Source organism: Streptomyces sp. NPDC006624 (assembly GCF_040611555.1).
In the GTDB taxonomy this organism is placed as follows: Bacteria; Actinomycetota; Actinomycetes; order Streptomycetales; family Streptomycetaceae; genus Streptomyces.
The window spans coordinates 110,013-127,846 of record NZ_JBEXOM010000009.1 but is presented as its reverse complement, the minus strand read 5'-3'; the positions used below and the strand labels follow the sequence as shown (position 1 = coordinate 127,846).

Sequence of the window (17,834 nt, the reverse complement as noted above, 5' to 3'; positions counted from 1 at the left end):
GTCCCTCGTGGCACGGCGCGCAGCGGGCGTCAGGCGCGGAAGCCGTCCGGCATCCGCGGCACAACCGAGAACATTCAAGGAGATACGGCCATGGCCGTCGTCACGATGCGGGAGCTGCTGGAGAGCGGCGTCCACTTCGGTCACCAGACCCGTCGTTGGAACCCGAAGATGAAGCGCTTCATCTTCACGGAGCGCAACGGCATCTACATCATCGACCTGCTCCAGTCGCTGTCGTACATCGACCGCGCCTACGAGTTCGTCAAGGAGACCGTCGCCCACGGCGGCACGGTCATGTTCGTCGGCACGAAGAAGCAGGCGCAGGAGGCCATCGCCGAGCAGGCCACCCGCGTCGGCATGCCCTACGTCAACCAGCGCTGGCTGGGCGGCATGCTCACCAACTTCTCGACCGTCTACAAGCGCCTGCAGCGCCTGAAGGAGCTCGAGCAGATCGACTTCGAGGACGTCGCGTCCTCCGGTCTGACCAAGAAGGAGCTCCTGGTCCTCTCCCGCGAGAAGGCCAAGCTGGAGAAGACCCTCGGCGGTATCCGCGAGATGCAGAAGGTGCCCAGCGCCGTCTGGATCGTGGACACCAAGAAGGAGCACATCGCGGTCGGTGAGGCCCGGAAGCTCAACATCCCGGTCGTCGCCATCCTCGACACCAACTGCGACCCCGACGAGGTCGACTACAAGATCCCGGGCAACGACGACGCGATCCGCTCCGTCACCCTGCTCACCCGTGTGATCGCCGACGCCGTCGCCGAGGGCCTCATCGCCCGTTCCGGCGTCGCCACCGGTGACAAGGGCGAGAAGGCCGCGGGCGAGCCGCTCGCCGAGTGGGAGCGCGACCTGCTCGAGGGCGAGAAGAAGGCCGACGAGGCCGCCCCGGCCGCCGAGGCCGAGAAGCCCGCCGAGGCCGAGGCCGAGAAGCCGGCCGAGGACGAGAAGCCGGCCGAGGCCGAGCAGGCCTGACCCGTCAGTCCGAGGTGACGGCGGGAGCGGGGACATCCAGTCCGCTCCCGCCGTTCACCCGTAGGTCAGCGGACGGACCACGCCCCCTGGCTTGCTGGGGCGCATCCGCAGATCTTCGATCTTCCAGACTTCGAGAAAGATTCACAGACTCATGGCGAACTACACCGCCGCCGACGTCAAGAAGCTTCGTGAGCTCACGGGCGCCGGCATGATGGACTGCAAGAAGGCGCTGGACGAGGCCGAGGGCAACGTCGAGAAGGCCGTCGAGGCGCTCCGCATCAAGGGCCAGAAGGGCGTCGCCAAGCGCGAGGGCCGCTCCGCCGAGAACGGCGCCGTGGTCTCGATCATCGCCGACGACAACTCCTCCGGTGTCCTCGTCGAGCTGAAGTGCGAGACGGACTTCGTCGCCAAGGGTGACAAGTTCCAGGGCGTCGCCAAGACCATCGCCGAGCACGTCGCCAAGACCTCCCCGGCCGGCATCGAGGCCCTGCTCGCCTCCGAGATCGAGCCCGGCAAGACCGTCCAGGCGTACGTGGACGAGGCCAACGCCAACCTGGGCGAGAAGATCGTCCTGGACCGCTTCGCCCAGTTCGCCGACGGCTACGTGACGGCGTACATGCACCGCACGATGCCCGACCTGCCCCCGCAGATCGGTGTCCTCGTCGAGCTGGACAAGCCGAACGCGGAGATCGCCAAGGGCGTCGCCCAGCACATCGCCGCCTTCGCGCCGAAGTACCTCTCCAAGGAGGACGTGCCGGCCGAGGTCGTCGAGTCCGAGCGCCGCGTCGCCGAGGAGACCACCCGCGCCGAGGGCAAGCCCGAGGCCGCCCTGCCGAAGATCGTCGAGGGTCGCCTCAACGGCTTCTTCAAGGACGCCACGCTGCTCGGCCAGCCGTACGCGCTGGACAACAAGAAGTCGGTCCAGAAGGTCCTGGACGAGGCCGGTGTCACCCTGAAGCGCTTCACGCGCATCAAGGTCGGCATCTGAGTCCGTACCGCGATCGACGCGCGACCCCGATAGGGTCGACAGCAGTCGTCCGCGTACGCCGTCACAGCGGTGACGGACGACAGCAGATCTGACGAGGAGGCCATTGCCGTATGGGATGCGAAACACGCCCCACCGGCAATGGCCTTCTTGGTATGTGCAACACGTGAAAGAGGCGGGAACCCCATGACCACCAAGGCCCAGAAGAGCGACGACGGCAAAGTACGCGGCCGGTTTCTGCTGAAGCTGTCCGGAGAGGCCTTCTCCGGCGGTGGGGGCCTGGGCGTCGACCCCGACGTGGTGCACAAGATCGCCCGCGAGATCGCGGCCGTCGTGCGCGACGGAGCGCAGATCGCGGTCGTCATCGGCGGCGGCAACTTCTTCCGCGGCGCCGAACTCCAGCAGCGCGGCATGGACCGGGCGCGCTCCGACTACATGGGCATGCTCGGCACGGTCATGAACTGCCTGGCCCTCCAGGACTTCCTGGAGAAGGTGGGCGTGGACTGCCGCGTGCAGACCGCCATCACCATGGGCCAGGTGGCCGAGCCGTACATCCCGCTGCGCGCCGTACGGCACCTGGAGAAGGGCCGCGTGGTGATCTTCGGTGCCGGTATGGGCATGCCGTACTTCTCCACCGACACCACCGCCGCCCAGCGCGCCCTGGAGATCGACGCCGAGGCGCTGCTGATGGGCAAGAACGGAGTGGACGGGGTCTACGACTCCGACCCCAAGACCAACCCGGACGCCGTGAAGTTCGACCACCTCGGCTACGGCGAGGTCATCACCCGCGACCTCAAGGTCGCCGACGCCACGGCCGTGACCCTGTGCCGCGACAACAAGCTCCCGATCGTGGTCTTCGAGCTGCTGGCGGAGGGCAACATCGGACGGGCCGTCAAGGGTGAGAAGATCGGCACGCTGGTGGGGGACCCCGGCAGCCGGGACTGAGACCCCGAGTACCACCCCGTCCGGGGGACGGACGGGTCGGAGCCGGGCCGGGGGATGGACAATGTCCCGCCGGTCGGGAACCGTGCAGGAAGAAGACGCGACGCAGCCGGCCGCCGCCCCACATGGAACCGCAGCCGGGCCTACTCAAGACACGCAGGAGCAAGTGGTGATCGAAGAGACCCTCCTCGAGGCCGAGGAGAAGATGGAGAAGGCCGTCGTGGTCGCCAAGGAGGACTTCGCCGCGATCCGCACCGGCCGTGCGCACCCGGCGATGTTCAACAAGATCGTGGCCGACTACTACGGTGCGCCGACCCCGATCAACCAGCTGGCCTCGTTCTCGGTGCCCGAGCCGCGTATGGCCGTGGTGACCCCGTTCGACAAGAGCGCGCTGCGCAACATCGAGCAGGCGATCCGCGACTCCGACCTGGGCGTCAACCCGAGCAACGACGGCAACATCATCCGTGTGGTGTTCCCCGAACTGACCGAGGAGCGCCGCCGCGAGTACATCAAGGTCGCCAAGGGCAAGGGCGAGGACGCGAAGATCTCGATCCGCTCCGTGCGCCGCAAGGCCAAGGAGGCCATCGACAAGCTGATCAAGGACGGCGAGGTCGGCGAGGACGAGGGCCGCCGTGCGGAGAAGGAGCTCGACGACACCACCGCGAAGTACGTCGCGCAGGTGGACGAGCTCCTGAAGCACAAGGAAGCGGAGCTGCTCGAGGTCTGATGAACGACTCTTCCTGGGGGGCGCCGCCACAGGCCGGGTACTGGGGGCCCACCGACCAAGGGCATGGCCAGGCATACGGCCAGAGCCACGGCCACGGGCACATCCGGAGCCAAGGCCACGGGTACGTCCAGGGGGCCGCCCCGGCGGGTCCCGCATACGATGCGCATGAAGCGCCTCAGACTCGGCCCATGCCCATCGTGCCCGACGCAGCCGCGTACGGCGGCAACCAGGATGACGACCGGGGGGCCGCTCAGCGCAGCGGCCCCCCGGTCCGAAGCGAGACGAATCCGGAGCCCATGCCCGACTCCTCAGAGCCGGCGCCCACGCCGCAGAAAAAGAGCGCGGGTCGCGACCTCGGTGCCGCGATAGGGGTCGGCGTCGGTCTCGGAGCGGTGATCGTCGCCTCGCTGTTCGTCGTCAAGGCCGTGTTCGTCGGTGTCGTCGCGGTCGCCGTCGTCGTGGGCCTGTGGGAGCTGACCAAGCGGCTGGAGGAGCGCAAGGGCATCAGGGCACCGCTCGTCCCGCTCGCGATCGGCGGTGCCGCGATGGTCGTCGCCGGGTACGTCAGGGGCCCCGAGGGCGCCTGGGTGGCGATGGCGCTCACGACCCTGGCCGTGCTCGTCTGGCGCATGACCGAACCGCCCGAGAACTACCTCAGGGACGTCACCGCGGGCGTCTTCGCGGTGTTCTACGTGCCGTTCCTCGCGACGTTCGTCGCGATGATGCTCACCGCGGACGACGGGCCGCAGCGGGTGCTCACCTTCCTGCTGCTCACCGTGGTCAGCGACACGGGGGCCTACGCGGTCGGCTGGCGGTTCGGCAGCCACAAGCTCGCCCCGCGCATCAGCCCCGGCAAGACCCGCGAGGGCCTGCTGGGCGCGGTGGCCTTCGCGATGGCGGCGGGGGCGCTGTGCACGCAGTTCCTGATCGACGACGGTGCCTGGTGGCAGGGTCTGCTGCTGGGTCTCGCGGTCGCGGTCACCGCCACGCTCGGCGACCTCGGCGAGTCCATGATCAAGCGGGACCTCGGCATCAAGGACATGGGCACGCTGCTGCCCGGCCACGGCGGCATCATGGACCGTCTCGACTCGCTGCTGCCCACCGCGCCGGTGGTGTGGCTGCTGTTCGTGCTCTTCGTCGGATCCGGCTGAGCCGGCCCGGCACCCTCGGCGAGCTCCCGTCCGGACCGGACGGGAGCTCGTTGCCGTCTCGGGAGGACGCCCGGAGTGCGAAGTGGGACGATTCTGGTGTAACCGGCACATGGGGGTCAACATGTCCAGCATCAGAGAGACCATCGATGTCGACTGCCGCCCCGAGGACGTCTACGAGTACGTCACGGACACCTCGCGCATGCCGGAGTGGCAGCTGAGCGCCGTGTCCGCGGAGCGCCTCGACGAAGGGCCCGTCGGCGTCGGCACCCGGGTCCGCGTCACCCGGCACATGGGACGCCGGGTCATGCCGCAGACCATGGAGATCACCGAGTACGACCCGCCGCACAGCTGGGGCATGCGCGGCGTGGACGGCCCGGTCCGGGCACTGGTGCACGGCGAGGTCGAGCCCTTCGACGAGGGCCGCCGCTCCCACGTCACGATCGACATCGACTTCGAGGGCCACGGCATGGGCAAGGTCCTCGTCCCCCTCGTCGTACGCCCGCAGATCCGCAAGGAACTCCCGCGCAACGAGCGGCTCCTCAAGGACCGGCTGGAGGCTGCGGGGAAGTAGGCGGGGCGTACCTCAGGGGTTCCGCCGGCCGGGGCCGCGGGTCACCTGAATCGATCTGCGACACTGGTACGGCCATGCCTAAGCCCGGAGAACTCACATTCGTCGCCCCCCGCGGAGCCAAGAAGCCGCCGCGGCATCTCGCCGATCTCACTCCTGCCGAGCGCAAGGAGGCCGTTGCCGCGGTCGGGGAGAAGCCGTTTCGCGCCAAGCAGCTGTCGCAGCACTACTTCGCGCGGTACGCGCACGATCCGGAGCAGTGGACGGACATCCCCGCCCAGTCGCGCGGCCGGCTGCAGGAGGCGCTGCTGCCCGAGCTGATGACCGTCGTGCGGCATCTGTCGACCGACCAGGGCACCACGCGCAAGACGCTGTGGCGCCTGTTCGACGGGACGCTCGTGGAGTCCGTGCTGATGCGCTACCCGGACCGGGTGACCATGTGCATCAGCTCGCAGGCCGGGTGCGGGATGAACTGCCCGTTCTGCGCGACCGGGCAGGCGGGACTGGACCGGAACCTGTCCACCGCCGAGATCGTGCACCAGATCGTGGACGGGATGCGGGCCCTCAGGGACGGGGAGGTCCCCGGCGGTCCCGCGCGGCTCAGCAACATCGTGTTCATGGGCATGGGCGAGCCGCTGGCGAACTACAACCGGGTCGTCGGCGCCATCCGGCGGCTCACCGACCCCGAGCCCGACGGGCTGGGGCTCTCGCAGCGCGGGATCACCGTCTCGACGGTCGGGCTCGTCCCGGCCATCCACCGGTTCTCAGACGAGGGCTTCAAGTGCCGTCTCGCCATCTCGCTGCACGCCCCCGACGACGAGCTGCGCGACACCCTCGTCCCGGTGAACACGCGGTGGAAGGTGCGCGAGGTGCTCGACGCCGGCTTCGAGTACAGCGCCAGGTCCGGACGGCGGCTGTCGATCGAGTACGCGCTGATCCGCGACATCAACGACCAGGCGTGGCGCGGTGACCGGCTCGGGCGGCTGCTCAAGGGCAGGCCCGTGCACGTCAACCTCATCCCGCTGAACCCGACGCCCGGCTCGAAGTGGACCGCCTCCCGGCCCGAGGACGAGAAGGCGTTCGTCGAGGCCATCGCCGCCCATGGTGTGCCGGTGACGATCCGGGACACCCGTGGTCAGGAGATCGACGGGGCGTGTGGTCAGCTCGCGGCCACCGAACGGTAGTCTGACCGGCGTAAGAACATCTGCATATTCCGACAGGGGAGCGCCACAGCGCTGAGAGTGCGGCACACGGCCGCAGACCCTCCGAACCTGGCCCAGGTCATTCTGGGTAGGGAGATCGGTCACCACTCGAGCTGTTGCGCCCTGCCCGGGACCACGGAAAGTCCCGGGCGGGGCCGCGTCTTCTCCTGGTCACCCCAGGAGGAATGAAGTGAGCATCAACAGAACGCGGCTGACGGCGGCGGTCGCCGGGCTCGGTCTGGCCGGCACGCTCGCCGCGTGCGGCTCGTCCGGCAGCGGCCAGGAATCCGGCGGCTCCAAGACCGTCACGCTCGTCAGCCACGACTCGTGGGCCGCGTCCGAGGACGTCATCGCGGCCTTCGAGAAGCAGTCCGGCTACCAGGTCGACGTCCTCAAGGACGGCGACGCCGGGCAGGCCGTGAACAAGGCCATCCTCACCAAGGACAACCCGCAGGGCGACGTCCTCTTCGGCGTCGACAACACCCTGCTCTCCCGCGCCCTCGACAACGGCCTGTTCCAGCCGTACGAGGCGAAGGGCTCGGAGCGGATCAAGGCCGAGTACCGGGCCGACCAGGACAAGCACCGGGTCACGCCCGTCGACACCGGCGACATCTGCGTCAACTACGACAAGAAGTACTTCGCCGACCGGGATCTCGAGCCGCCGAAGAGCTTCGACGACCTCGTCAAGCCCGCGTACAGGAACCTGCTCGTCACGGAGAACGCCTCCTCGTCCTCGCCCGGCCTCGGCTTCCTGCTCGGCACCGCCGCGCGGTACGGCGACGACGGCTGGCAGGGCTACTGGAAGAAGCTCAAGGCCAACGGCGTGAAGGTCGTCGACGGCTGGGAGCAGGCCTACAACGAGGAGTTCTCCGGTTCGGCCGCCGGGAAGAAGGCCAAGGGCGACCGGCCGCTCGTCGTGTCGTACGCCTCCTCACCGCCCGCCGAGGTCGTCTTCGCCGACCCGAAGCCGAGCGCGGCCCCGACCGGGGTCGCCGAGGGCACCTGCTTCCGGCAGGTCGAGTACGCCGGGCTGCTGAGCAACGCGAAGAACAGCGAGGGCGGCAAGGCGCTCCTCGACTTCCTGATCAGCGAGAAGTTCCAGAACGACATGCCGCTCAACATGTTCGTCTACCCCGTGCGCGAGGGCGCACAGGTGCCGCCGGAGTTCGTGACGTACGGGCCGCAGGCGAAGGATCCCGAGACCATGGCCCCGGCGAGGATCGCCGAGCACCGGGACGAGTGGGTCAAGTCGTGGACGTCGCTCGTACTCAAGTGACCGGCCGGGCGCGGGGCGCGGCGGCGCGGTTCGGCCTGCTGGCCGTGCCCGTCGCGTTCTTCGCGGTCTTCTTCGCCTACCCCGTCGCCGCGATCGTCGCGCGCGGGCTGAAGACCGACGGGGCGTGGCAGCTCGGGCGGCTGGGGGAGGTGCTGGCGCAGTCCGGCGTCCGGCACGTCCTGTGGTTCACCACCTGGCAGGCGCTCGTCTCCACCGCGCTCACGCTGCTGATCGCGCTCCCCGGCGCGTACGTGTTCGCGCGCTTCGACTTCCGGGGCAAGCAGGTGCTGCGGGCGGTGGTGACCGTGCCGTTCGTGCTGCCGACGGTCGTCGTCGGTACGGCGTTCCTGGCGCTGGTCGGGCGCGGCGGGCTGCTCGACGAGCTGTGGGGCGTACGGCTGGACACCACCGTCTGGGCGATCCTGCTCGCGCACGTCTTCTTCAACTACGCGGTCGTCGTCCGGACGGTCGGCGGCCTGTGGGCGCAGCTCGACCCGCGGCAGGAGGAGGCCGCGCGGATGCTCGGCGCCTCACCGCTGAGGGCGTGGCGGCAGGTGACCCTGCCGGCCCTCGCCCCTGCCGTGGCCGCCGCCGCGCTCATGGTCTTCCTGTTCACCTTCACCTCCTTCGGCGTCGTCCAGATCCTCGGCGGACCCACCTTCTCGACCCTGGAGGTGGAGATCTACCGGCAGACGTCGGAGATCTTCGACCTGTCCACGGCGGCCGTGCTGACGCTGATCCAGTTCGCCGCGGTCGGCGCGATCCTCGCCCTGCACGCCTGGACCGTACGGCGGCGGGAGACCGCGCTGCGCCTGGTGGACGCGTCCACGACCGCGCGCCGGCCGCGCGGCCCCGGGCAGTGGGCGCTGCTCGGCGGGGTGCTCGTCACCGCCGTCGTGCTGCTGGTGCTGCCGCTCGCCGTGCTGGTGCGGCGCTCCCTGGACGCGCCCGGCCTCGGCTACTACCGGGCGCTCACCGAGGACGACGGGGGAGTGTTCCTGGTGCCGCCGATCGAGGCGATCGGCAACTCCCTGTCGTACGCCGTCGCCGCGACGGCCATCGCCGTGGTGATCGGCGGGCTCGCCGCCGTCGCGCTGACCCGCCGGGACGCCGGGCGGTTCGTGCGCGGTTTCGACGCGCTGCTGATGCTGCCGCTCGGGGTGTCGGCGGTGACCGTCGGCTTCGGCTTCCTGATCTCCCTCGACGAGCCGCCGCTGGATCTGCGGGCCTCGTGGATCCTCGTCCCGCTCGCGCAGGCGCTGGTCGGGGTGCCGTTCGTGGTGCGGACCATGCTGCCCGTGCTGCGGGCGGTGGACACGCGGCTGCGGGAGGCGGCGTCGGTGCTGGGGGCCTCGCCGTGGCGGGTGTGGCGCGAGGTGGACCTGCCGATGGTGCGGCGGGCGCTGCTCGTCGCGGCCGGGTTCGCCTTCGCCGTGTCGCTGGGGGAGTTCGGGGCGACGGTGTTCATCGCGCGTCCCGACAACCCGACGCTGCCGGTGGCCGTGGCACGGCTGCTGGGGCGGCCCGGGGAGCTGAACTACGGCCAGGCGATGGCCCTGTCGACGATTCTGATGGTGGTGTGCGCCGTGGCCCTGCTGGTGCTGGAGCGGCTGCGCACGGACCGGAGCGGGGAGTTCTAGATGCTGCTGGGCGTGCGGGGAGCGACGGTCCGCTTCGGCGGGCGGGCCGTGCTGGACGCCGTCGATCTGGCGGTCGCCGAGCACGAGATCGTGTGCGTGCTCGGGCCGAGCGGCAGCGGCAAGTCGACCCTGCTGCGGGTGGTGGCCGGACTGCAGCCCCTCGACTCGGGGCAGGTGACGCTCGACGGGCGTGATCAGGCGGGCGTGCCCGCGCACCGGCGCGGTGTGGGGCTGATGTTCCAGGACCACCAGCTGTTCCCGCAGCGGGACGTGGGCGGCAACGTCGCCTTCGGGCTGCGGATGCACGGGGCGTCCAAGCGGCAACAGGCCGAGCGCGTGACGGAGTTGCTGGACCTGGTGGGGCTGCCCGGTGCGGGGCGGCGGGCCGTCGCCGCGCTGTCCGGCGGGGAGCAGCAGCGGGTGGCGCTGGCCCGGGCCCTGGCGCCGAGCCCCCGGCTGCTGATGCTGGACGAGCCGCTGGGCCAGCTCGACCGGTCGCTCAGGGAGCGGCTGGTCGTCGAGTTGAAGGAGCTGTTCGGCCGGCTGGGCACCACGGTGCTGGCCGTGACGCACGACCAGGGGGAGGCCTTCGCGTTGGCCGACCGGGTCGTGGTGATGCGGGACGGGCGGATCGCCCAGTCCGGGACGCCGCTGGAGGTGTGGCAGCGGCCGGCCGACGCGTTCGTCGCGCGGTTCCTCGGCTTCGAGAACGTCGTCGAGGCCGCGGTCGGGGCGGAGGCCGCGGACACGCCGTGGGGCAAGGTGCCGGTGCCGGAGGGCGCGCCGCAGGGCACGCGCTCCCTGCTCGTCCGGCCCGGCGGTGTGCGCCTGGTGGCCGCCGGCGAAGGGCTGCGCTGCACGGTGGCGGCGCGGACCTTCAGGGGCACCCATGTCGCCGTCCGCCTCCAGCCGGAGGACGCCCCGCGCCTGGAGGCGGCGTGCGCGCTGCGGGCGGCGCCCGAGGTGGGGGACGAGGTCGGGGTGGAGTTCGACGCGGCGGAAATCGTGGTGCTCGACGGACCGTCCGCCGCCTAGGGTGCGGTGCATGACCGCGCTCGCGCATGACCGATACTGCGACGAAATCGCCGACCAGGTGACACGGCTGAGAACCGTGGTGACGTCCGGCGCCGATCTGTCCGGCACCGTGCCGACCTGCCCGGACTGGTCGCTGGAGGATCTCGTCCGGCACATGGGCGGTGCCCTGCGCTGGGTGGACTTCATCGTGCGGACCCGGGCCCGGGAGGAGGTGCCCGAGGAGCGGGTGCCGGACGTCGCCGGTCCCGCACCCCGGGGCGACGCCGCCGCGCTCGACGCCTGGCTGGCACGGAGCGGTGAGCAGGTCGTCGCGTCGCTGCGGGAGGCCGGGCCGGACACGAAGGTGTGGAGCTGGGCGGGGACACACGACAGCGGATTCTGGGCCCGCCGGATGACGCACGAGATCACCGTGCACCGCGCGGACGCCACCCTGGCCGCCGGACTGCCCTACGAGGTCGCGCCCGAGGTGGCCGCCGACGCGATCGACGAGTGGCTGCAGATCGTGGAGTTCATGCAGCGGACGCTTCCGCTCGAGTCGGTGCGGGAACTGCGCGGCGAGGGCCGCAGCATCCATCTGCACGCCACCGACACCGGACCCGGGCTGAACGCCGAGTGGCTCGTCGAACTCGCCGAGGACGGTGTCCGCTGGCGCCGGGGCCACGAGAAGGCCACCGTCGCGCTGCGCGGACCCCTCACCTCGGTGCTGCTCGCGTTCTACCGCCGGCTGCCCCTGGACGCCGGTGAGCTGGAGGTGTTCGGCGACCGGGAGCTGCTGGAGTTCTGGCTGCGGCGGGCGAGCTTCGGCTGAGACGGACGTGGCCCGCCCGTAGATCAGGGGCGGGCCACATCACGGTGCGCGGGGGCGTCAGCTGTCGCTCTTCGCCCCGCGGCGGCGCATGCCGTAGAACACCGCGCCGCCGCCGACGGCGACCAGGGCCGCCGCGATGCCGGCGATGACACCGGTGTTGGAGTCGGCGCCGGTCTCGGCGAGGTTCGAGTCACCGGCCGGGCCGGGCACGTTGCCGGCCGGCGTGGTGCCCTCGCTCCGCGACGGCTCGGGAGCAGGGGTGCCGATCTCCTCGGCCGGCTTCGACGGGGTGGCCGACGGGGCCGACGGGGCGGGCTTGGCGGGCGGGGTCGAGGCCGGGGGCTTCTCGTCCTTCTCCTTCTTGCAGGCCGTGGCCGGGGTGACGAGGTTGGGCGTGATGTCTTCGTCGACGTACGAGGTGGCCTTGACGTGGATGCGGTACTCGGCGTTCGGCTTCCACTTCTCGGCGAAGGTGACGGTGGTGCCCTCGCGGGAGCCCCGGACCACCTGCTCGCCGACCTTCTTGGCGTCGGCGCCGTTGTTCTGCAGGTACACGGAGACCGTGGCCGGGACACCGGCGGGGTCCACGTCGGTGACGGTGATGACGCCCTTGCCGCCGTCGCACTTGGCCTCGGCCGAGAAGTCGTTGATGTCGCAGGCGAGCGCGTCGCCCGCGGCACCGAGCGCGAGCGCGGCCGAGGCGGAGACGACGCCGAGGATCCGCACGGAACGAGCGACCGTACGGCGCGGGGCCGTACGACGGGATACGGACAGAACTGCCACGTTTGTCCTTTACGGGATTGCGTAATGCGGGGGGTTGGAGGAAGCGTTGACGGAACATCAGCACTTCCGGAGGCTCACAGGTCTATAAGCGCCGCATAAGTAGTGTCAACGTATGGACGGCTCGTAAGCACTAGCTTTGCCGTCTTATTAACCGCCGAGACGTTTCAACGCCCCGGGAGCCTCCTCGATCCGGTCGACCAGCGCGATCCGCCTCTCCATCGGCCGTCCCCCGGCCAGCGACTTCAGCAGCGGCCATGCGGGCAGCCGTTCCGTCCAGTGCGCCCGGTCCACGAGCACCATCGGCGTCGGCTCGCCGCGCGACTCGTAGTAGTTGGGCGTCGCGTTGTCGAAGATCTCCTGCACGGTACCGGCCGCGCCCGGCAGGAACACCACCCCCGCGTTCGACCGGGCCAGCAGGCCGTCCTCGCGTGTGGCGTTGGCGAAGTACTTGGCGAGGTGCGAGGCGAAGGCGTTCGGCGGCTCGTGGCCGTAGAACCAGGTGGGGATGCCGACGGAAGGCCCGCCGCCGGGCCACCGGGTGCGTATCTCGAAGGCGGCCGACGCCCAAGCGGTGATCGACGGGGTGAAGTGCGGTGCCTTGGCCAGCAGTTCGAGCGACTCGGTGAGCATCTCGTCGTCGAACGGTGCCGCGTAGGCGCCGAGGTTGGCCGCCTCCATCGCGCCGGGGCCGCCGCCGGTGGCGACCGTGAGGCCTGCCCGGGCCAGTTCCCGGCCGAGCCGTGCCGCTCCCGCGTACTCCTCGGTGCCGCGGGCCATCGCGTGCCCGCCCATCACGCCCACCACCCTTGCGCCGGAGAGGAGTTCGTCCAGGGCGTCCGAGACGGAGTCGTCGTGGACCGCGCGCAGCATCGACGCGTAGATGTCCCTGTCCGCCTTGGTGCGCTGGAACCAGGAGTAGGCCAGGGCGTCCGGGGTGGACTCGTAGCCGTCGGCCAGGGACGCGAACAGCTCGTCCGGCGAGTAGAGCAGACCGCGGTACGGATCGAAGGGCAGGCCGGGCACCGGAGGGAAGACCAGAGCGCCGTCCGCGCGTATCTTCGCGGCGGCCTCCTCGCGCATCGCGCAGCCGAGGAAGACGGCGCCCGTGGTGTCGGTGGTGAGCAGCTCGCGCGTACGGTCCGTCAGGTCCACGCCCTGGACGCGGTGACCGGCGAGCGTGCCGCGCGCCGAGACGGTCGCGTCGAACTCCTGGAGCGTCTCGATCTCATGGTCGTCGTGGTGGGCCGCATGGGCGGGCATCGTCTGCACCCGCCCATGCTAGGCAGCGCGGTTCAGCCCTGGACGGCGGCCGGGTCCATCCACACGACCTCGAAGGTGTGGCCGTCCGGGTCGTCGAAGGCGCGGCCGTACATGAAGCCGTGGTCCTGCGTCTCGCCGGAGACCGAGCCGCCGGCCGCGACGGCCCTGTCGACCAGTTCGTCGACCTTCTCGCGGCTCTCGGCGCTCAGCGCGATCAGCACCTCGCTGGTCCTCTTGGAGTCCGCGATCTCCTTCTTGGTGAACTGGCGGTACTTCTCCTCCGTGTGCACCATCACGACGATGGTGTCGCTGACCACGACCGACGCGGTGGAGTCGTCGCTGAACTGCTCGTTGATCGAGTAACCCAGCTCCGTGAAGAACTTCCTCGAGGAACCCAGGTCGGCGACGCACAGGTTCACGAAAATCATCTGCTGGTACATGCGGGGTCTCCTCCGACGGGTCCGTGCTCGTTACGCGGGGATAGACCGGTGGGCCGGGCGGAACTCATCGCCGTACGGGAACTTTCCCTCGGTGAGTCCTCAGCGCGCCAGGGGCAGGGCCGCCAGCTCGGCGACCGTCAGGGTGAGCGGACCGAACAGGCCGAGCAGCGCGCCCGTGCGGACGGCAGCGGCGGCGCGGAGCATCGAGGCGGGGGCGCCGAGGCGCACCAGCGCCGCGGTGGTCTCGGCGCGGGCCTGCCGGGCCTCGACGGCCGCCGTGCACAGGGTCGCCACGGTGCAGCCGGCCACGAGGGCCACGCCGAGGGAGGTGAGCGGGCCGAGCGACAGCCCGTCCGGGGCGTGCAGCAGCGCCATGGCCCACGCGGCCGACAGCACCGCGCAGACGACGCCCAGCGGGCGGCCGATGCGGACGGCCTCGGCCATGAGGATCCGGCCGGCCAGGAGCCGCAGGGCACCGGGGCGGGCCGACTGCAGCAGCCGTCCGCACAGGTGCGTCAGGCCCGGACCGGCCAGGGCCAGTCCGACCGCGGCCAGCGCCCAGCCGGCCAGGACACCGGGGGAGGCGCCGGAGAAGCTGAGGTCGGGGGGCGTCGGGGCGGTGCGGCTGGTGTAGGTCTCGACGGCGAGGCCCGCGGCCAGGACGGCGATGCCCCAGGGGAGGCCGGAGGGAGCGGCGGTGGGGCCGTCGGTCCGCTTGGTGTCGCGCAGGGCGGCGTCGAGGGCGTCGGGGTCGTCGGCCCCCACGGCCCCCACGGCCCCCACGGTGGCCACGGCAGCCACGGCAGCCACGGCGGCCACGGCGTCCGGCGCGGCCGGGCGGCGCGTGGTCGGGCCGGTGGGGTCGCCGGCGGGGTGCGTCGCGTCCGCGGCGTCACCGTCGGGGGAGGTCGTGCCGGCGTGCGGTTCGCCGTCCCGGCCGGGGGCCGCGGCCGTGGGGCCCGGCGGCCGGGCCGGATCCGCGACCGCGCTCACCGTGCCGCCCGCGCCCGCGGCCGTCGCCGCCGAGGCCGCCTCGCTCGTGCGGGCCTGCGGAGGGCCGCCGTTCTTCGCGGCGGGCGCGGCCTCCCCGCCGGCCGAGGGGCGGATGATCTGCCGGCCGAACCGGCCGTAGTCGCCGAACGTCTCCGGTGCGCTCTCGCGGCGGTAGGCGCCGAAGCGGCCGTACAGCCGGGACGTCCGGGGCGCGGCCGGGCGCTGCTCCCTCGGCCGCAGGGCGAGCGCCACCGCGACCGACGCGCCGGCGGGCACAACCCCCAGCAGCGTCAGGGTGCCCGCGAGCGGCAGAGGCCGGCCGGCGCCGAGCAGCTCGGCACCGGCGCCGTCGAACGGCAGGCCCGCCAGGTCGCCCCGCAGATGGAGGAAGACCAGCAGGGCCACCATGGAGCCCAGCGTGCAGGACAGGGCCGTGGTCGCCGCCGAGACCGCCATCATGCGCAGCGGTCCGAGGCCGATCGCCGACAGGCCCTGGCGGGGTCTGGTGCCCGGGTCGGTACGGGCCACCGCGACCGCGAAGTAGACCGTGGCGGCCAGCGGGGCCGCGCACCAGGCCAGGCGCATCAGGGAGTCGCCGGTGGCGCCGGGGTGCCCGAGCGCGTGGCCGAGGGCGCAGAGCAGCAGGAAGCCCGTGCCCCCGGAGGCCGCCGCGACCAGCAGGCGGCGCAGCTGGACGGCGGGGTGGGCGCCGCGCGTCAGACGGAGAGCGAGCACGCGGCCCGGCCTTCCGCCTCGGCGGTCTCGGCGACCGGCGGCAGGTGCACCGTCTGGACGCGCCGCCCGTCGAGCAGCGACACCGTGCGGTCGGCGAGGGCCGCGGTCTCCGCGTCGTGGGTGGCGAGGACGACGGTGATGCGGTGGGAGCGGGCCGCGGTGGTGAGGGTGCGCAGCACATGGGCGCGGTCGGCGCGGTGCAGGGGCGCGGTGGGCTCGTCGGCGAACAGCACCGACGGGGCGGGGGCCAGGGCGCGGGCGATGCAGACGCGCTGCCGCTCGGCCTGCACCAGCTGGTGCGGGCGCTTGCGGGCGCTGTCGCCGATGTCCAGGCGCTCCAGCCACTCCAGGGCCGCGGTCTTGGCGCGGCGCCGGCTGGTGCCGCGCAGCATCAGCGGCAGCGCGGTGTTCTCCCAGGCGTTGAGCTCCGGGACGAGCGAGGGGGCCGGGTCGATCCAGCCGAAGCGGTCGCGGCGCAGCCGCTCGCGGGTGAGGTGGCCCATGGTGTGCACGGGCACGCTGTTGAACCAGACCTCGCCGCGCCGGACGGGCACCAGACCGGACAGGCACCGCAGCAGGGTCGTCTTGCCGCTGCCGCGCGGGCCGCCGACGGCGAGGATCTCGCCCTCCCGGACGCCGAGCGAGACACCGCACAGCGCGGGCGATCCGTCTTCGTGCTGGTAGTGCAGGGCACGTGCCCAGAGCACGTCGTTGTCCGGCGGGGCCTCCATGGGCGTACACCTCGGTTCAGATCCGTAGTTCCCGTGCCATCCCCCGTGCGGGGGAACGAAGGCGGGGCCGATCGGTCACTGGGCACGCTAGGCAGAAAGGCGGCCCGGCTCCGGACAGCACGCGGCCCCGGGCCGCCGTTTCTCACTCGAACGGGCGGCACCGGGGCCGGCGTTGATCATCCATGCAGACGATCGGAGCGACGGCCGCTCAGAGCTTGGTCCACGCCTCCGAGAGGGTGGCCCGCAGGATCTGCTCGATCTCGTCGAACGTCGACTGGTCCGAGATCAGCGGCGGGGCGAGCTGGACGACCGGGTCGCCGCGGTCGTCGGCCCGGCAGTACAGGCCGTTCTCGTACAGCTTCTTGGAGAGGAAGCCGTACAGGACGCGCTCGGTCTCGTCCTCGTTGAAGGACTCCTTGGTGGCCTTGTCCTTGACGAGCTCGATGCCGTAGAAGAAGCCGTTGCCGCGGACGTCGCCGACGATCGGCAGGTCGTGGAGCTTCTCCAGGGTGGCGCGGAAGTTGCCCTCGTTGTCCAGGACGTGCTGGTTGAGGTTCTCGCGCTCGAACAGGTCGAGGTTGGCCAGGCCGACGGCCGCGGAGACCGGGTGGCCGCCGAAGGTGTAGCCGTGCAGGAAGGTGTTGTCGCCCTTGTAGAACGGCTCGGCCAGGCGGTCGGAGATGATGCAGGCGCCGATCGGGGAGTAGCCCGAGGTCATGCCCTTGGCGCAGGTGATCATGTCCGGGACGTAGTCGAACTTGTCGCAGGCGAAGACCGTGCCCAGGCGGCCGAAGGCGCAGATGACCTCGTCCGAGACGAGCAGCACGTCGTGCCGGTCGCAGATCTCGCGGACCCGCTGGAAGTAGCCGGGCGGGGGCGGGAAGCAGCCGCCCGCGTTCTGCACCGGCTCCAGGAAGACCGCGGCGACCGTGTCGGGGCCCTCGAAGAGGATCTGCTGCTCGATCTGGTCGGCGGCCCAGCGGCCGAAGGCCTCGGGGTCGTCGCCGAAGAGCGGGGCGCGGTAGATGTTGGTGTTCGGGACCTTGTGCGCGCCCGGGACCAGCGGCTCGAAGGGGGCCTTCAGGGCCGGCAGGCCGGTGATGGACAGGGCGCCCTGCGGGGTGCCGTGGTAGGCCACCGCGCGGGATATGACCTTGTGCTTGGTGGGCTTGCCGACCAGCTTGAAGTACTGCTTGGCGAGCTTCCAGGCGGTCTCGACCGCCTCACCGCCGCCCGTGGTGAAGAAGACCTTGTTCAGATCACCCGGCGCGTGGTGGGCCAGGCGCTCGGCCAGCTCCACGGCCTTGGGGTGGGCGTACGACCACACGGGGAAGAACGCCAGCTCCTGCGCCTGCTTGAAGGCGGTCTCGGCCAGCTCCGTGCGGCCGTGGCCGGCCTGCACCACGAACAGGCCCGCGAGACCGTCGAGGTAGCGCTTGCCCTTGTCGTCGTAGATGTACGTGCCCTCGCCCCGGACGATGGTGGGGACGGGGGCCTTCTCGTACGACGACATGCGCGTGAAGTGCATCCACAGGTGGTCGTACGCGGACTGGGAGAGGTCCTTGCTCACGGCTATCGGGTCCTCACGG

Annotated in this window: 17 protein-coding genes and 1 riboswitch; of the genes, 11 read left to right on the top strand and 6 right to left on the bottom strand. The window is 71.3% G+C overall.

Annotation, left to right across the window (positions count from 1 at the left end; genetic code table 11):
* Positions 1 to 90 precede the first annotated feature (90 nt).
* From rpsB to ABZY20_RS18770, 11 genes are all read left to right on the top strand, one after another.
* Complete coding sequence (rpsB, locus tag ABZY20_RS18820; RefSeq protein WP_356442649.1) at positions 91 to 969, top strand: 30S ribosomal protein S2; 879 nt, start codon at positions 91 to 93, stop codon at positions 967 to 969.
* Positions 970 to 1,120: 151 nt separating this feature from the next.
* Positions 1,121 to 1,957, top strand: a complete 837-nt coding sequence (gene tsf, locus ABZY20_RS18815; protein WP_356442648.1) for a translation elongation factor Ts — start codon at positions 1,121 to 1,123, stop codon at positions 1,955 to 1,957.
* Positions 1,958 to 2,140: 183 nt separating this feature from the next.
* Positions 2,141 to 2,899 (top strand): UMP kinase, encoded by a 759-nt coding sequence (gene pyrH / locus ABZY20_RS18810; protein WP_010044452.1) that lies wholly within the window; start codon positions 2,141 to 2,143, stop codon positions 2,897 to 2,899.
* 166 nt (positions 2,900 to 3,065) lie between these two features.
* On the top strand, positions 3,066 to 3,623 hold the full coding sequence (frr, locus tag ABZY20_RS18805; protein WP_006136598.1) for a ribosome recycling factor: 558 nt from the start codon (positions 3,066 to 3,068) through the stop codon (positions 3,621 to 3,623).
* Positions 3,623 to 4,774, top strand: coding sequence for a phosphatidate cytidylyltransferase (locus tag ABZY20_RS18800; RefSeq protein WP_356442647.1), 1,152 nt, complete (start codon positions 3,623 to 3,625; stop codon positions 4,772 to 4,774). The genes frr and ABZY20_RS18800 overlap by 1 nt, the downstream gene beginning before the upstream one ends.
* Before the next feature lie 121 nt (positions 4,775 to 4,895).
* The gene (locus ABZY20_RS18795) at positions 4,896 to 5,345 is read left to right on the top strand and encodes an SRPBCC family protein (RefSeq protein ID WP_356442646.1); all 450 of its coding nucleotides are present in this window, start codon (positions 4,896 to 4,898) and stop codon (positions 5,343 to 5,345) included.
* Between the two features lie 74 nt (positions 5,346 to 5,419).
* On the top strand, positions 5,420 to 6,526 hold the full coding sequence (rlmN, locus tag ABZY20_RS18790) for a 23S rRNA (adenine(2503)-C(2))-methyltransferase RlmN (RefSeq protein WP_356442645.1): 1,107 nt from the start codon (positions 5,420 to 5,422) through the stop codon (positions 6,524 to 6,526).
* A 24-nt stretch (positions 6,527 to 6,550) separates the two neighbouring features.
* Positions 6,551 to 6,657: riboswitch (TPP riboswitch) on the top strand.
* Positions 6,658 to 6,734: 77 nt separating this feature from the next.
* The gene (locus ABZY20_RS18785) at positions 6,735 to 7,820 is read left to right on the top strand and encodes a thiamine ABC transporter substrate-binding protein (protein WP_356442644.1); all 1,086 of its coding nucleotides are present in this window, start codon (positions 6,735 to 6,737) and stop codon (positions 7,818 to 7,820) included.
* Positions 7,796 to 9,460: an iron ABC transporter permease gene (locus tag ABZY20_RS18780; protein ID WP_356442643.1), complete on the top strand. Its 1,665-nt coding sequence runs from the start codon at positions 7,796 to 7,798 to the stop codon at positions 9,458 to 9,460. The genes ABZY20_RS18785 and ABZY20_RS18780 overlap by 25 nt, the downstream gene beginning before the upstream one ends.
* A complete protein-coding gene (locus ABZY20_RS18775; protein WP_356442642.1) occupies positions 9,461 to 10,495 on the top strand; it encodes an ABC transporter ATP-binding protein in 1,035 nt (344 codons plus the stop codon).
* Positions 10,496 to 10,505: 10 nt separating this feature from the next.
* Positions 10,506 to 11,303 (top strand): maleylpyruvate isomerase family mycothiol-dependent enzyme, encoded by a 798-nt coding sequence (locus ABZY20_RS18770; RefSeq protein WP_356442641.1) that lies wholly within the window; start codon positions 10,506 to 10,508, stop codon positions 11,301 to 11,303.
* A gap of 57 nt (positions 11,304 to 11,360) precedes the next feature.
* Here ABZY20_RS18770 and ABZY20_RS18765 read toward each other — a convergent pair whose 3' ends face one another.
* From ABZY20_RS18765 to ABZY20_RS18740, 6 genes are all read right to left on the bottom strand, one after another.
* Positions 11,361 to 12,086, bottom strand: a complete 726-nt coding sequence (locus tag ABZY20_RS18765; protein WP_356442640.1) for an LAETG motif-containing sortase-dependent surface protein — start codon at positions 12,084 to 12,086, stop codon at positions 11,361 to 11,363.
* Between the two features lie 147 nt (positions 12,087 to 12,233).
* Entirely contained in the window at positions 12,234 to 13,355 is a 1,122-nt protein-coding gene (locus ABZY20_RS18760; RefSeq protein ID WP_356442639.1) for a Rossmann fold nucleotide-binding protein, read from the bottom strand.
* Positions 13,356 to 13,378: 23 nt separating this feature from the next.
* The gene (locus ABZY20_RS18755) at positions 13,379 to 13,786 is read right to left on the bottom strand and encodes a VOC family protein (RefSeq protein WP_356442638.1); all 408 of its coding nucleotides are present in this window, start codon (positions 13,784 to 13,786) and stop codon (positions 13,379 to 13,381) included.
* A 99-nt stretch (positions 13,787 to 13,885) separates the two neighbouring features.
* The gene (locus ABZY20_RS18750) at positions 13,886 to 15,514 is read right to left on the bottom strand and encodes a hypothetical protein (protein ID WP_356442637.1); all 1,629 of its coding nucleotides are present in this window, start codon (positions 15,512 to 15,514) and stop codon (positions 13,886 to 13,888) included.
* Complete coding sequence (locus tag ABZY20_RS18745; RefSeq protein ID WP_356442636.1) at positions 15,496 to 16,245, bottom strand: ATP-binding cassette domain-containing protein; 750 nt, start codon at positions 16,243 to 16,245, stop codon at positions 15,496 to 15,498. Before ABZY20_RS18745 ends, ABZY20_RS18750 begins: the two co-directional genes overlap by 19 nt.
* Positions 16,246 to 16,453: 208 nt before the next feature.
* A complete protein-coding gene (locus tag ABZY20_RS18740) occupies positions 16,454 to 17,815 on the bottom strand; it encodes an aspartate aminotransferase family protein (protein WP_356442635.1) in 1,362 nt (453 codons plus the stop codon).
* Between the last annotated feature and the right edge of the window lie 19 nt (positions 17,816 to 17,834).

Bases quoted from the DNA above. Each gene is read 5' to 3' on its own strand.
- rpsB (WP_356442649.1), top strand. From the start codon at position 91: ATGGCCGTCGTCACGATGCGGGAGCTGCTGGAGAGCGGCGTCCACTTC.
- tsf (WP_356442648.1), top strand. From the start codon at position 1,121: ATGGCGAACTACACCGCCGCCGACGTCAAGAAGCTTCGTGAGCTCACG.
- pyrH (WP_010044452.1), top strand. From the start codon at position 2,141: ATGACCACCAAGGCCCAGAAGAGCGACGACGGCAAAGTACGCGGCCGG.
- ABZY20_RS18800 (WP_356442647.1), top strand. From the start codon at position 3,623: ATGAACGACTCTTCCTGGGGGGCGCCGCCACAGGCCGGGTACTGGGGG.
- ABZY20_RS18795 (WP_356442646.1), top strand. From the start codon at position 4,896: ATGTCCAGCATCAGAGAGACCATCGATGTCGACTGCCGCCCCGAGGAC.
- rlmN (WP_356442645.1), top strand. From the start codon at position 5,420: ATGCCTAAGCCCGGAGAACTCACATTCGTCGCCCCCCGCGGAGCCAAG.
- ABZY20_RS18775 (WP_356442642.1), top strand. From the start codon at position 9,461: ATGCTGCTGGGCGTGCGGGGAGCGACGGTCCGCTTCGGCGGGCGGGCC.
- ABZY20_RS18770 (WP_356442641.1), top strand. From the start codon at position 10,506: ATGACCGCGCTCGCGCATGACCGATACTGCGACGAAATCGCCGACCAG.
- ABZY20_RS18755 (WP_356442638.1), bottom strand. From the start codon at position 13,786: ATGTACCAGCAGATGATTTTCGTGAACCTGTGCGTCGCCGACCTGGGT.
- ABZY20_RS18745 (WP_356442636.1), bottom strand. From the start codon at position 16,245: ATGGAGGCCCCGCCGGACAACGACGTGCTCTGGGCACGTGCCCTGCAC.